Raw genomic sequence first — 14,333 nt, 5'->3', positions numbered from 1 at the left:
CTCAACCCGCGACGTGTATGAGATGGGGGCGCATCGCCTTTAGGGCATCGCTGCTGTGGCTGTAGGGCAGTGCGTGGCCGGCTTGGGGCACGATGTGGTGGGTGGCATCGGGGTTCCAGTCGCTCAGCGTGTCCTTGCCTGATGGTGGAATGATTTCATCCGCCGCGCCCCAGATGGCCAGCAGCGGCACGCCGACGGCGGCGATGGTGCGGTGCGCCTGTTCCATATGTTCGTTCAGCGCGCCGTGCAATGACGACAGCACCGCAGGTATGAAACCCCGGTGGCGCAGCTGCCCAATCTGTATTTGGGTGATGCCCGGCACGCTGACGGGCTGGTCCCTTTGGGCCGCGCAGGCGCGGCGCATGGAGCGGCCATAGACCGACAGCATCGCCCAGCGGCCCAACGCCCCGGTGCCCGCCATCAGCCGCAAGCCAGGGCCCAGATCATGCCCGAGTCCTGCAGGCGCGATGAGCACGATCTGGCGCAACATGTCGGGGCGCTGTGCGGCAAAGGCGGGCACAATTGCGCCGCCCATGGAATAGCCGAGCAGTGTGACATCGTTGACGATGCCCTGATCGGCCAGAAGGTCCGACAACTGGCGCACGAAGAACGCGCAGTCCTGCAGGCCGCGCGGGCGATCCGAATAACCGCGCCCGTTGAGATCATAGATCAGCACGCGGTAGCCCATTTCGCCCAGCCCCTCGGCGATGGCTGTCCAGACGGGCGAGGGGGTGGTCAGGCCGTGGACGCAGACTGCCACCGGCCCGCTATCGGCGCCCAGCCAGCGGTAATGCGTGCGTCCTTGGGGCAGGTCGGCAAACTGGCCGGGCGCATCCTGTCGTGCGCGGCCTGACATGGTCGGGCGGGCTGCCTCGCGCGCGAAGGGGGCAAGGAAAAGCACCGCCAGCGCAAGCAGCAGCCATGTCATCCGGCAGCCTGCCAGGCATCGAGGATATAGCGGCTGGTCATCAGATCCAGATGCGCGCCGCCGCCATTCTTGAACAGGGTGATCTCATCATCCGAGGTGCGCGTGAACCTCTCGGGCTCGTAATGGTCGGCCAGAATGGCATCGGGCTGGATCACGCCGTCGGCCAGCGGGATCTTCAGTTCGCCGATATGGCCGACCGTGGTGTCGCGGCTGTCGACGAATATCCGCGCGCGGGTAAGGGCGGTATCGTTCGCCTCTCGCATGTCTGGGCGGTATGCGCCGATCAGGTCGATATGTTGACCGGGCTGAAGCCACTCGCCCTTGATGAACGGATCGGTGCTCATGGTGGCAGAGGTGACGATATCGGCGGCGCGCACCGCTGTTTCCAGATCATCCGCAACGGCGATACCGGGGCAGTCCTGTTGCATCGCCTCGGCATTGGCGCGGGTGCGGTTCCAGACGGTGAAGCGCGCGTTCGGCCAGACCGCGCGATACGCCTGCCAGAGGTTGCGGCCCACCGTGCCGGCGCCGATGATCAGGATGTTTTCGCTATCCGGGCGGGCGAGGCTGCGGGCGGCAAAGAGGCTGTCGCCGGCCGTCTTCCACTTGGTCACGAGGTGGAAATCGATGATCGCTTCGAGGGTGCCGATCTCATTGTCGAAAAGGTTCACCACGCCGTTGATCATCGGCTGCCCCTTGCCGGGATTGCCCGGAAAGATTGTGGCGCATTTCACCGCCAGACCGATCCCGTCGATCCAGGCCGACCGGTTCAGCAGTGTATCATCGTCGCGATAGAGGAAGGTATCGGCGATCTCGGCCTTGGGCAGGGCATGGCCGCGCTCGAACGCATCGCACAGCCCGATCCAGTCAAGATTGGCCTCGCCCTCGGCAAAGGGGATCATGGTGATGGTCATTCGATATCTCCTTGGGTCAGCATGCCGGGGGGCAGCAATCCGGCGTCGACCAGACATTGGGCAAATCCGTGGGGTCCGTCAAACAGATGCACCTGCCAGCCGCGCGCGGCGGCGGCGGCGATATTTTCGGCCCGGTCGTCGGTGAACAGCAGATGGGCGGGCGGGATGCCGCAATCGGCCTCGACAGCGGCGTAGATGGCCGGATCCGGCTTGGCCATGCCCATGGAACCGGAAATGTAGGAGCGGTCGAATTCCGTCAGGAACGGGAATTGCGCCACGCTCAACGGGAAGTTCTGCGCGCCGAAATTCGACAGGACAAATAGCGGCACGCCGCGCGCCCGCAGCGCGCGCAGCAGCACGAGCGATCCGGGGATGGCGGGCTGCGCGATGTCGCACCAATGGTCGCGGATATGCAGGATCTCGGTGGCAAAACCCGGATGCGCGGCGGCGGTGCGGGCGATTTCGGCGGCGAAATCCGCGCCGCTGTCGATGCGCTGCATCATGGCGTGGATGTCGACGGCCTGAAACAGCGCCCGGCGCCGGGCAGGGCCGACCACGCGGTCAAAATACCGCTCGGGCTGCCATTCGATCAGCACATTGCCGATGTCGAAGATGACCACCTCGGGGATCATCGGCGATACCGGGGGTTGGGTTTCGCGGCGCCGGATGCATTTTCGCGCCAGAGCATGTAAAGGCCCGATCCGACGATCAGCACGATCCCGGCCCACGCGTTCAGCTGCGGCCAGGTGTCAAAGAACGCCACCCCCCAGAAGATCGAGATCGGCATCGCGACATATTCGAACGGCGCGGCAAAGGCCGCCTCGCTCAGCCGGTAGGCTTGAGAAATCAGCCAGCTGCCCATGACGCCTGCGACACCCAGCATGAGGATGACCCACATATCGGCACGCGCGACCGGCGCCCATGTGCGCAACAGAAACTCCAGCGCCGGGTGCGGGCCGCCCGCATAGCGCCCGTCGCCGATCAGCGCGCCGATGATGGCGCTGGAAATCAGGAAGGTGAGGATGACATAAAACGTCATCGTCGTGGCGCTTTCGGTACTACGTACCTTGCGGGTTACCATGTGCATCGCGCCATAAAGCAACGCCGAGATGGCCGGCAGCAGCGACGCGGCCTGAAACGCGTCCGTGCCCGGCTGAACGATCAGCAAGACCCCGATCAAGCCCAGGATGATGGCGGCCCAGCGGCGCGGGCCGACCGTTTCGCCCAGAAAGATCACCGACATGACCGCAATCGCCAAGGGCGAGATGAAGAAGATCGCCACCGCATCCGCGATGGGCAGGGCGGCGAGGCCGAGAAACAGGCACACGTTCGCGCAGACGATGAACGCGCCGCGCAGCAGATGCGCGCCGGGGCGGCGGGTGCGCAGGGCGGACCAGCCCCCGCTGAGCGGCATGATGACAAAGAGGAACACTGTCATGCTGACCAGCGAGCGCAGGAAGACGACCTGATGCAGCGCGTAGCCCTCGCTCAGCAGTTTGATACCCAGATCGACAAAGGAAAAGCACAGGATCGCCGTCAGCGCGCAGGCCGCGCCCATGGTATTGTTGCCTTGCTCTTTGGTTCTGCCGATCGGGGCGGTGGTCATTGCACGGTCCTTCAGGTGGCGCGGGCCTGCCTGACCGCCCGCTCCAGCGCATCCAAGAAGCGCGAGCGATCCGTCTTTGTAAACCCCTTGCCGCCGCCTTGGCGGAACGGATCGGCGGCGCGCAGGTCGGTCATCAGGTCGCGGGTGGCCAGCACGTTGCCGATATTGGCCGCCGTCAACGGCTCGCCATTATGTTTCAGCACCATTGCGCCCGCTTCGACGCATTTCGCGGCCAAGGGGATGTCCCCGGTGACGACCACGTCGCCCGGCCCCGCGCGGTCGGCGATCCACATGTCGGCCACGTCCGGGCCATCGGGAACGATGACCGTCTGGACCAAGGGGTGAGGCGACGGACGCAGGCCGCCGTTCGACACGATATGCACGGTCCAGCCATGGCGCGTTCCGACGCGGATCGCCTCATCCTTGACCGGGCAGGCATCGGCATCGACATAGATCATCTGAGGCGGCTCCGATTGGTTGGGCGGGGTGCGATCCCGCAGGAAACGGGTCGCCATGCCACCCGGTTACGCCAAAAATGCGGGTAGTGTCCACCATTCGCAAGGCGCCCCAGATGCAACCTCTCATCCTTCCGCTGCTGATATTCCTGTTTCCCCTCGCGTTCAGCCCCGGCCCCGGAAACATGGTCTTTGCTGCTGCGGGCGCGCGGTTTGGGCTGCGTGCCACGCTGCCTGCGAATGCCGGCTATCACCTTGCCACGCTGGCCGTGACGATCCTGATCGGACTGGGGTTTGCCGAGGCGATGAATACTTTCCCCGGCCTCTTTGCCGTGATCAAGGTGGCCGGATCGCTCTATGTTCTGTGGTTGGCTGCGACGCTGATGCGCGCGGGCCTCAATGACGACGCCGAGGCGCGCCCGGTGGGCTTTGGTGACGGGGTCATCCTGCTGCTGCTGAACCCCAAGGCCTATATCATCATCGCGCTGATGTTCACGCAATTCCTGACAGATCAGGGGCGATCCGGGTTATGGACCGTCGTGGCCATCGCGGCCATCTTCACGCTCAACAATCTTGCGGCATTCCTGACCTGGACCATCTTCGGCGATGTGATCGCGCGCCGGTTCCGCGAAGGAGGCCGGGCGCGCAATGTCAATATCGTGTTCGGCGCGATGCTGGGGGCGGCGGGGCTGTGGATTTTGATCCACTGACACGCGCCGCCCCGCGCGGAAGGCGCCACCGCGTCAGGCCTCGGCCTTCTTTGCCTTGGTGCGATGGACCTTGTACTCGTCGGGGATCGGCATGCGGTTGAACGCGTCAAGTCCGGCGATCTTGTAGGCCTCGGCCAGCGTCGGATAATTGAACGTGTTCTGCACGAAGTAATCCACCGTCCCTTTCAGGTTCAGCACCGCCTGCGCGATATGGATCAGCTCGGTCGCGCCTTCGCCGACAATCTGCACGCCCAGAACGCGGCGCGTTTTCAGGGAAAACAGCATCTTCAGCAGGCCGTGTTCCAGCCCCATGATATGGCCGCGCGATGTCTCGCGGAACCGGGCGACGCCGACCTCGTAGGGGATGCCCAGTTCGTTCATCTCCTCTTCGGACATGCCGCAAGTGCTGATTTCGGGCACGGAATAGATGCCGTAGGGAAACCATGGGCTTTCGGGCAATGTCGGCGTGTCCAGCGCATGACACGCGGCGATGCGCCCCTGTTGCAGCGATGTGGAGGCAAGGCTGGGATGCCCGATCACGTCGCCGGCGGCATAGATATGCGGCACCTTGGTCTGGTACGTCTTGCGATCTACCTCCAGGCGTCCGCGATGGTCCGTCTTCAGCCCCGCCTTGTCCAGGCCCAGCCGTTGCGTCGCGCCCATCCGCCCGGCGGCAAAGAGCAGCATTTCGCTGCGCACATGGCGCCCGTTTTCCAGCGTGACCTCGACATGCTGGCCCGCGTCCTCGATCTTTTCGATCCCCGAGCCAAGGCGCAGATCCACCCCGTTTTCGCGGATCTGGTGGGTGAAATCCTCGATCAGGGTCTTGTCGATGAAATCGAGAAAGCTGTCGCGCGGTTCGATCAGTGTCACCCGCACGTCGAGCGCGGCGAACATCGTGGCATATTCCACCCCGATCACGCCCGCACCGATTACCGTCAGGCTGCGCGGAATGGTCTCAAGCTTGAGAAACTCGTCGCTGTCCAGCACGGTCTTGCCGTTGAAAGGGCAGGTCTTGGGGCGATGTGTCTTGGTTCCGGTCGCGATCAGGAACCTGTCGGCGGTCAGGCGCGTCGTTTTGCCGGCCTCGACCTGCACCTCCACCTCGTTCGGGCCGGTGAAACTGGCCAGACCATAGAGCGTTTCGACATGGTTGCGGTTGAACTGATGCTCCAGCACGTCGACCTCGTAATCGACGGTCTTGTTCAGGCGCGCTTGCAGATCCTCGGCACCGATATCTTCCTTGACCCGGTAGGCGCGCCCGTAAAAGCTGCGCTCGCGCCAACCCGAGAGGTTCAGCACCGTCTCGCGCAGGGTCTTGGACGGAATTGTGCCGGTATGGGCCGACACCCCGCCAAGACGGTCCTTGCGGTCGATGACCAGAACGCGGCGATTCAGTTTGCCCGCCTGGATGGCGGCAGACCGGCCCGCCGGGCCGGAACCGATGACGATGAGGTCGTAATGGTCCATCAGATCAACTCGCATAGAGCGCCTCGGCGTGGAACGTGACGTGATCTTCCATGAAGGTCGAGATGAAAAAGTAGCTGTGATCATAGCCCGGCTGCATCCGCAGGATCGCCTGCTGGCGCCGCGCGGCTGCGGCATGGGCCAGCGTTTCGGGCTTCAGGAGGTCGATGAACTGATCGTTCGTGCCGGTATCCACCAGGATCGGCCCGTCAAAGCCCGTGTCCTTCATCAGCGCGCTGGCATCATGCGCGGCCCAGTTGCCCTCGTCCTCGCCCAGATACCCGGTCAGCTGCTTGCGGCCCCAGTCGCTTTCCGTGGGGTTGCAGATCGGCGAGAAGGCCGACACGCTCCGGAAGCGCCCTGGCAGACGCATTGCCAGCGTCAGCGCGCCATGCCCGCCCATCGAGTGGCCGGTAATGGCCTGCCGGTCCAGATCCACGGCAAATTCGGCGCCGATCAGCGCGGGCAGATCCTCGGCGATGTAATCCCACATCTGAAAATGCTTGGCCCACGGCTCCTGCGTGGCGTTCAGGTAGAACCCGGCGCCTTGCCCCATGTCAAAGGCATCGTCGTTCGCCACGCCCTCGCCGCGCGGCGATGTGTCGGGAAATACCAGCGCGATGCCCTGCTCGGCGGCCCAGCCCTGTGCGCCGGCCTTGGTCATTGCGTTCTCATGGGTGCAGGTCAGGCCGGACAGAAACCACAGGACCGGCACGGGGCCGTCCTTGGCCTCGGCGGGCAGGAACAGGCCGAACGTCATGTCTGTTCCCGTTGCCTTGGAGGCATGCGAATAGACGCCCTGAACGCCCCCGAAACAAGCGTTTTCCGATTTCACTTCCATGGCGGTGCTCCTTGAATGCTGTATATGTCGCGGCTCTATCTAGCACACGGTTACCAAGTTCAAAACGACTAAGACACCGGCAATTCTGTCGGCCTGCTGCGCATCAGTACAGCGGCTGAACCCACCCGATCACCAGCGATACGGTCACCGCCGCCAGCACCGTAGAGATCAGGATCGAGGTCGACACCCGCTGCGGCGCCACACCGTAATGCTGCGCCAACATATAGACATTGCCCGCCACCGGCAGCGATGCGGCGGCAATCATAACCGCCGCCGAATAGGGCGCGACGTCGAACACCAGCAGCGCGGCCACGGCCACGGCGGCGGGGTGCAGCACGAGCTTGCAGGCCGATAGCCAGCCCGCGACATAAGGCCGCTCGGCCGATTTTCCGGCCAGCGACGCGCCGATGGCAAACAGCGCGCCGGGGGTCGCGGCGCCGCCCAGAATTACCAGAAACTCGTTGACCGGACCGGGAATCGGCAGGCGCAGCCCCGACCACGTCAGCCCCAGCACGATCGACACGATCATCGGATTCTTCAGCAGGCCCAGCCCCACCGTGCCCAATACCGCAGGGCGCATCCGCCCGTCGCGCGTGCCGGTGATCACGATCACGATCAGCGCGCCGAACACGATCAGATCTACCGCCAGCACCATCATCACTGCCGCAATCGCAGCCTCGCCCATCAGCATCGCCAGCATGGGGATACCCAGAAACCCGACATTGCCGACCACGCCGCATTGCGCCTCGATGGCGGCCTCCTCGGCGCGGGCGCCGCGCATCAGCGATACCGCTGTGACCAGCAGATACACCACGCCCGAGCCGCATAAGTACGCCAGCACAAAGGCCGGATCGAATATCTCGCGCAGGCTCAGATTGGCCGAGAACCGCAGCAGCATTGCGGACAGCGCAAAATAGAACACGAACTTCGTTAGCCACGCAGTCGCCTCGGCGGTGAAAAACCCAAAGCGCCGCGCGCCGTAACCCAGCGCGATGACCATGAAGAACGGCAATGTCGACAGAAATATGGCAGCCATGCCTCTTGGTAACAGCCGGAGGAACGGCGTCAATCGCAACGCTTGCGACCTGCTGGGCCATGCCTTTTCTTCTTGCCTTAAATATCCCCGCCGGAGGCCCCCGGCAGACAGCAAACGCCACCGCCGGGGACGGGCGCGCCTTAGCCCAGTTCGGCCAACCGCGCGCGCGCGGCGCGCAGCGTTGCCGCCTCTTCCTCACGCATGGCCAGATTTTCGCGTGCTTCCCCGACCACCTCATCGGGCGCCGAGGCCACGAATTTGGGGTTGTTCACGCGCCCCTTCAGCCCGCCGATCTCCTTCTCCAGCTTGCCCAGCGTCTTGTCCAGCCGGGCCTTCTCGGCCTCCACATCGATGATATCCGCCAGCGGCAGGCCAAAGACGCCGCCCTCGGCTGCCACGGTGACGCAGCCCTTGGGGAATGTGTCGACATGGGTCAGGCTATCGATCCGCGCCAGCCGTTTGATCATCATCTCGTTGCGGTCCCATGCAGCCTTGCCTGCCGCGTCCAGCGACGTCACCAGCATCGGCACCTGTAGGCCCGCGGGCACATGCATCTGCGCCCGCGCGCTGCGCACCGCGTCGATCAGGGAAATCACCCAGTTAATTTCCCGGTCAGCAGCCGCATCGACCAGTTCGGCGCCGTATTCGGGCCAGTCGGCATGGATCAGCATCTTTTGCCGCTCGCCAAGGTTGCCCCACAGCTCTTCGGTTACGAAGGGCATGATGGGGTGCAGCAGGATCAGGCACTGATCAATGACCCACGCCATCGTGGCGCGGCTCTCGGCCTTGACCGCGTCCGTGCCGTCCATCAGCAGTGGCTTGGAGAATTCGACATACCAGTCGCAGACCTTACCCCAGACAAAGACGTACAGCGCGTTCGCCGCGTCATTAAACCGGTAATTGCCCAGCGCCGCGTCCACGTCGGCGCGCACCTTCGCCGTCTCGCCGATGATCCACTTGTTCACGGTCTCGTTCGGGGCAGGGGGCGTATGCACAGAATAACCCGCACCCAGCGCGGCAGGCGTCGCGCCGTTCATCTCGGCAAAGCGGGCGGCATTCCACAGCTTCGTGCCAAAGTTGCGATACCCCGCGATGCGCCCGCTCGACAGCTTCAGGTCGCGGCCCATCGCAGCCATCGCCGTCAGAGTAAAGCGCACGGCGTCGGTGCCATATTCGTCGATCAATTCCAGCGGGTCCAGAACATTGCCCAAGGATTTGGACATCTTCTTGCCCTTCTCGTCGCGCACGAGGGCGTGGACATAGACGTGGCTGAACGGCTTTTGCCCGACAACGGCGTATTGCATCATCATCATCCGGGCGACCCAGAAAAATATGATGTCAAACCCGGTGATCAGCGTCGAGGTCGGGAAATACTTTTGCATTTCAGGCGTGTCCTCGGGCCAGCCCAGCGTGCCGATGGGCCACAGGCCAGACGAAAACCACGTGTCCAGAACATCCGCGTCGCGCCACACCGGATAGAGCAGATGCGTCGGGTCCTGGCTGATCACATAATCTGCCAGACTTTCGGCCAGAACGTGCATCGCCTCGCCGCGATCGGCCACTTCAACCAGCCGCGCATGATTCAGCGGCGTCGGAAGACCGGCCAGCACGTCGTCGAACTTGTCATGCAAGGCGTCAAAATCGGGCGCGGCATGGTAGCGGTCCGTGCCCGGCGCCAGCGACTGATCCCACAGGAGGCGCTGCATTTCGACCATATCCAGCGCGCCGTCACTCTCGTCATCGCGGAATTCGCCGCGTTCCAGATCAAGGCCGTACCAGACCGGGATCTGATGACCCCACCACAGCTGACGCGAAATGCACCACGGCTGGATGTTCTCCAGCCAGTGGAAATACACCTTGCGGTCGCTCTCAGGCATGATTGTCACCTCGCCCGAGCGGACGGCGTCGATCGCCGGCTGGACGATCTGCGCGGTCTCGACGAACCACTGATCGGTCAGCATCGGCTCGATCACCACCTTGGAGCGGTCGCCGAAGGGCTGCATGATCTGCTTGGCCTCGACCAGCGGCACCATGCCGGGGTCCATGCACACGTTGCCGTCAGACTCTTCGGGATTGCCGGGGACCATAACGGCCAGACCGTCGTCCGTGATCTGCTGCACGACGCGCTTGCGCGCCTCCAGCCGGTCCAGCCCGCGCAGATCGTCCGGCACGAGGTTGATCGTATCCGCCTCTGCCTCGTCCAGCGCGCGCTCGCCCTTGGCGACGGCCATCGCAATGGCAGCGGCCTCGGCGTAGGGGGCGCCATCGTCGCGCATCTGCGCGCGTGTGTCCATCAGACGATAGCAGGGGATGCCGCCCCGCTTGGCCACGGCATAGTCGTTGAAATCATGCGCGCCGGTGATCTTGACCGCGCCCGAGCCGAAGGTCGGATCGGGATAGTCATCGGTAATGATCGGGATCAGGCGGCGATGCTCCTTCGGGCCGACCGGAATTTCGCACAGCTTGCCGACAATCGCGCCATAGCGCAGATCCGACGGATGCACCGCCACCGCGCCGTCACCCAGCATCGTTTCAGGCCGCGTCGTGGCGATGGCGATATAATCGCGCGTCTCGCGCAAGGTGATGTTGCCGTCCTCGTCCTTCTCGACATACTCGTAGGTCTCGCCGCCAGCGAGCGGGTACTTGAAATGCCACATATGGCCGGCGACGTCGATATTCTCGACCTCCAGATCGGAAATCGCCGTCTCGAAATGCGGGTCCCAGTTGACCAGACGCTTGCCGCGATAGATCAGCCCCTTGTCATACATGTCGACAAAGACCTTGATGACCGCGTCGTGGAAATTCGGGCCGTTCCCCTTGTCGGGATCGCCTGCCGCGCCGCCCATGGTGAACGCCTCGCGCGACCAGTCGGCTGAGGCGCCGAGACGCTTGAGCTGACCGATGATCGTGCCGCGCGACTTGACCTTTTGCTCCCAGACACGCGCGACAAATGCCTCGCGCCCCAACTCTACCCGCGTCGGCTCGCCATTGGCGGCCATGTCGCGCTCGGTCACCATCTGCGTGGCGATGCCGGCGTGATCGGTGCCCGGCTGCCATAGCGTGTCAAAGCCCCGCATCCGATGCCAGCGCACCAGAATATCCTGAAGTGTGTTGTTGAACGCATGCCCCATATGCAGACTGCCGGTCACATTCGGAGGGGGGATCATGATGCTGAACGGCTCGGCGCCCTCGGCCGCATTGGCGCCCGCCTTGAACGCGCCGGATGTCTCCCACGCCTCATAGAGCCGCTGCTCGGCCTCGGCCGCATCGAATGTCTTTTCCATAGCCATGGGATCGCTCCTTATTCTAAAGCGGTTCGTCTTAGACCTGAGGCACTCAGTTAAGGTGAAACGCGTGCAACGCTCATATGTTGCGCAGCGTTTCGCGAAAAGCTGTAATTCAGGTTTTTCGCGAAACGCTTTGGGCTTTGGCTTAGACAATTCGGCGCCTGAGGGAAAGCCCGGTGGAAATTGCCGCCATGTAAATCCGCGCTGGCGTTCAACGCGCCCCGCGCAGGGCCAGAAGTGCGCCAGGCTTTTTCTTGATCCTAAATACCCAAATCCCGCCGCCGGCCTCAGGCGCGGGGGGCGCCGGTCAGCGGTTCACGGGCGCCGGGGCGGATGACGGCGGGGTCGTAAGGCTCGCGCGCGAAAACCTCTTCGACCATGGGCGCAAAGAATTCCAGCGGCAGCGTGTCATAACCCGGATCAAAGCTGGACTGGTCCCACCGCTCGCAGAATTCGGCGCAATCGTCGAAATAGGGGTGACCTGCATGGCGCTCACGCTTGTTCGGGTCGGCGCCGTCCAGGTGGTGGCCGTAATAGAGCATTTGGAAATCGCCATGGGTGGCGACGCACCATGTGCATTGCTCGCGCACGAAGGGCTTCAGAATCGTGGCGGCGTATTCGTCGTGATTATAGGGCGCATAGATGTCGCCGATGTCATGCAGCAGCGCCGAGACGACCCAGTCGGTATCGGCCCCATCGCGCCATGCCCGCGTCGCCGATTGCAGCGAATGGCCCAGCCGCGTGATCTGGTAGCCTGACAGGCTTGCGTCCAGTTCGACCAGCGCGGTCATCAGGCGCCCGGCCGTGTGGCGGGTGTGGTCGATCTCGTGCTTGGTGAGGAATTCGTACTCCTCCTTCGTACCATCCTTCATCTGGGTAAAGCTGACTCGGTCCATGGCTGGCTCCTCTGTGCGCTGTGTCCTATGGGCGTGATCCAACAGCAGATGCCTGCGCATTTGCAAGGGCGCGCGGCCTATGGAATATCTGTCAATCGGCGGATCGTGAGATATATCTAGCCCAAAGGCACCCAAATTGCGCGGGAAAGGACGAAGCCGAACATGTCATGGCGCAAATGGGTCAAGAAAATCTATGCACTGGCGCTTCCGGGGTTCGGGCGCGATTTGCGGCGCGGCCATCAGGGCGGGATCGATCATCGCGGGCCGGTGACGCATGTTCTGATCCTGGATGGGACGATGTCGTCGCTTGCCCCCGGTGACGAGAGTAATGCAGGCCTCACCTACAAACTGCTGGGCGATGTGCGCGGCGCGCGATTGGCGCTGTATTACGAGGCGGGGCTGCAATGGCAGGACTGGCGCGGCACAGTTGGCGTGATGATGGGCCACGGGATCAACCGCCAGATCCGGCGCGCCTATGGATACCTGGCCAATCGCTACAGGCCGGGCGACAGCATTTATCTGCTGGGCTATTCGCGCGGCGCCTATGCCGTGCGGTCGTTGGCGGGCGCGATCGACATGGTTGGCCTGCTGCGCCCCGAACATGCGACGGAGCGCAACGTGCGGCTGGCTTGGCGCCATTACCAGACAGGGCCGGGCAGGCCGGTTGCGCGCGATTTCCACCGCGCCTATTGCCATGACAGCGTGCCCGTCGAGATGGTCGGCGTCTGGGACACGGTCAAGGCGCTGGGCCTGCGCCTGCCGGTTCTGTGGCGCTGGACCGAGGCGTCGCATTCGTTTCATTCGGCCAGTCTGGGGGGCTCTGTGCGGCGAGGCTATCACGCGCTGGCGCTGGACGAGACGCGCGTCGTCTATACGCCCGTTCTGTGGCAGACCAATGGAATCACCAATATCGATGTGCAGCAGGTCTGGTTTCGCGGCACCCACCCCGATGTCGGCGGGCATCTGGACGGGTTCGAGGCCGCGCGTCCGCTCGCCAATGTCCCGCTGGTGTGGATGCTGGAGCAGGGCGAGGCCGCAGGTCTGCCGCTGCCCGAGGGATGGCGCGGGCGCTATCCGTGCGATGCGTGCGCGCCGTCCGTCAGCACCTGGCGCCACTGGGGCAAGATATTTCTGATCCGTGCGCGCCGCAAGGTCGGTCGGGATCCTTCGGAGTGGATCCACGAAACGGCGCGGCAGGACTGCGCCGCGCCGCCCCTCAAGGGCGGCGCAGATTGATCTGGCTGCGGCGCGGCTCAGGCGACGTCACGCAGCTCGACCTTGGGCGTAACGCCCAGCGCATGACAGATGTCGCGTGTCAGTTCGGGCCGGTTCAGCGTGTAGAAATGCAGATCTTCGACACCTTCACTCATCAGCTTGCTGCACAGCTCGGTCGCGACGGCAATGGCCAAAAGGTCGCTGCGTCCGTCACGCTCGGCCGTCTCGAAGGCCGCGTTCAGCCAAGAGGGGATCGATGTGCCGCACGCTTCGGCAAAGCGGCGCGCGCCGGTCCAGTTCTCGATCGGGAAGATGCCGGGAATGATCGGCTTGTCGATGCCCGCTGCGGCGCAGCGATCGCGAAAGCGCAGGAACGTATCGGCGCTGAAGAAGAACTGGGTGATGGCCTCGTCTGCGCCGGCGTCGAACTTGCGCTTCAGCCACTCGACATCTGAGTTTTCATTGGCGGCATTCGGATGCGCCTCGGGGTAGGCGCCGACGCGGATCGTGAAATCGCCGCGGTCCTTTAGCGCCGCGATCAGTTCGCAGCTGTCGTTGAACCCGTCGGGATGCGGTTTGAACTCGCCCGTTTCCTTGGGGGGGTCGCCGCGCAGCGCGACGATCTCGGTCACGCCGGCAGCGGCGAATTCATCGGCGATGGCCAGTGTTTCTTCGCGCGTCGCGTCGACGCAGGTCAGGTGCGCCGCCACGTTCAGCCCGGCCGAGCCGTGCAGGGCGCCGACCGCCTCGCGCGTCAGGGTGCGGGTGGTGCCCCCTGCGCCGTAGGTGACGGAAACAAAGCGCGGCTGAAGCGGCGCCAGTGTGTGTACCGTGTCCCAAAGGCGAAATGATGCCTCAAGGTTCTTGGGCGGGAAGAATTCGAACGAGATGTTTGGCGTTGCCATGACGTGATTTCCTTTGGTGGGGCTTGAGCCCTTTGTCGCAATGCAGCATAAATTACGCAAATTCATAATTTTC

Annotated in this window: 13 protein-coding genes; 2 read left to right on the top strand and 11 right to left on the bottom strand. The window is 63.7% G+C overall.

The features are described 5' to 3' along the window. Position 1: 1 nt before the first annotated feature. The 5 genes from FGD77_RS21200 to FGD77_RS21180 are packed head-to-tail and all read right to left on the bottom strand — an operon-like array spanning position 2 to position 3,906. A complete protein-coding gene (locus tag FGD77_RS21200) occupies positions 2-928 on the bottom strand; it encodes an alpha/beta fold hydrolase (RefSeq protein ID WP_255013734.1) in 927 nt (308 codons plus the stop codon). Continuing rightward, a complete protein-coding gene (locus tag FGD77_RS21195; RefSeq protein WP_255013732.1) occupies positions 925-1,842 on the bottom strand; it encodes an ornithine cyclodeaminase family protein in 918 nt (305 codons plus the stop codon). Before FGD77_RS21195 ends, FGD77_RS21200 begins: the two co-directional genes overlap by 4 nt. Beyond that, on the bottom strand, positions 1,839-2,474 hold the full coding sequence (locus FGD77_RS21190) for an HAD-IA family hydrolase (protein WP_255013730.1): 636 nt from the start codon (positions 2,472-2,474) through the stop codon (positions 1,839-1,841). Before FGD77_RS21190 ends, FGD77_RS21195 begins: the two co-directional genes overlap by 4 nt. Next, the gene (locus tag FGD77_RS21185) at positions 2,471-3,448 is read right to left on the bottom strand and encodes a DMT family transporter (RefSeq protein ID WP_255013728.1); all 978 of its coding nucleotides are present in this window, start codon (positions 3,446-3,448) and stop codon (positions 2,471-2,473) included. Before FGD77_RS21185 ends, FGD77_RS21190 begins: the two co-directional genes overlap by 4 nt. Before the next feature lie 11 nt (positions 3,449-3,459). Next, on the bottom strand, positions 3,460-3,906 hold the full coding sequence (locus FGD77_RS21180) for a YaiI/YqxD family protein (RefSeq protein ID WP_255013725.1): 447 nt from the start codon (positions 3,904-3,906) through the stop codon (positions 3,460-3,462). Positions 3,907-4,019: 113 nt separating this feature from the next. Between FGD77_RS21180 and FGD77_RS21175 the strand changes: the two genes are divergently transcribed. Next, positions 4,020-4,613: a LysE family translocator gene (locus FGD77_RS21175; protein WP_255013723.1), complete on the top strand. Its 594-nt coding sequence runs from the start codon at positions 4,020-4,022 to the stop codon at positions 4,611-4,613. A 33-nt stretch (positions 4,614-4,646) separates the two neighbouring features. Here the strand turns inward: FGD77_RS21175 and sthA are convergent, their stop codons facing one another. The 5 genes from sthA to FGD77_RS21150 all read right to left on the bottom strand — a co-directional run bounded on the left by sthA (position 4,647) and on the right by FGD77_RS21150 (position 12,140). Continuing rightward, entirely contained in the window at positions 4,647-6,083 is a 1,437-nt protein-coding gene (gene sthA / locus FGD77_RS21170; protein WP_255014394.1) for a Si-specific NAD(P)(+) transhydrogenase, read from the bottom strand. Between the two features lie 4 nt (positions 6,084-6,087). Continuing rightward, positions 6,088-6,921 (bottom strand): S-formylglutathione hydrolase, encoded by an 834-nt coding sequence (gene fghA, locus FGD77_RS21165; protein ID WP_255013721.1) that lies wholly within the window; start codon positions 6,919-6,921, stop codon positions 6,088-6,090. A gap of 103 nt (positions 6,922-7,024) precedes the next feature. Next, positions 7,025-7,957, bottom strand: a complete 933-nt coding sequence (locus FGD77_RS21160) for an AEC family transporter (protein WP_255013719.1) — start codon at positions 7,955-7,957, stop codon at positions 7,025-7,027. Positions 7,958-8,097: 140 nt separating this feature from the next. Continuing rightward, a complete protein-coding gene (locus FGD77_RS21155; RefSeq protein ID WP_255013716.1) occupies positions 8,098-11,247 on the bottom strand; it encodes a valine--tRNA ligase in 3,150 nt (1,049 codons plus the stop codon). A 284-nt stretch (positions 11,248-11,531) separates the two neighbouring features. Further along, on the bottom strand, positions 11,532-12,140 hold the full coding sequence (locus tag FGD77_RS21150; RefSeq protein WP_255013706.1) for an HD domain-containing protein: 609 nt from the start codon (positions 12,138-12,140) through the stop codon (positions 11,532-11,534). Positions 12,141-12,302: 162 nt separating this feature from the next. Here FGD77_RS21150 and FGD77_RS21145 point away from each other — a divergent pair, with 162 nt between their 5' ends. Beyond that, positions 12,303-13,376 (top strand): DUF2235 domain-containing protein, encoded by a 1,074-nt coding sequence (locus tag FGD77_RS21145; protein ID WP_255013704.1) that lies wholly within the window; start codon positions 12,303-12,305, stop codon positions 13,374-13,376. A gap of 17 nt (positions 13,377-13,393) precedes the next feature. On the opposite strand, the gene metF is transcribed toward FGD77_RS21145, so the two are convergent. Next, entirely contained in the window at positions 13,394-14,260 is an 867-nt protein-coding gene (gene metF / locus FGD77_RS21140) for a methylenetetrahydrofolate reductase [NAD(P)H] (RefSeq protein WP_255013702.1), read from the bottom strand. Positions 14,261-14,333 lie beyond the last annotated feature (73 nt).

This window comes from Roseovarius sp. M141 (assembly GCF_024355225.1).
In the GTDB taxonomy this organism is placed as follows: domain Bacteria; phylum Pseudomonadota; class Alphaproteobacteria; order Rhodobacterales; family Rhodobacteraceae; genus Roseovarius.
Note: the sequence above shows the minus strand (reverse complement) of the source record. Positions and strands in the feature narration are given on the sequence as shown.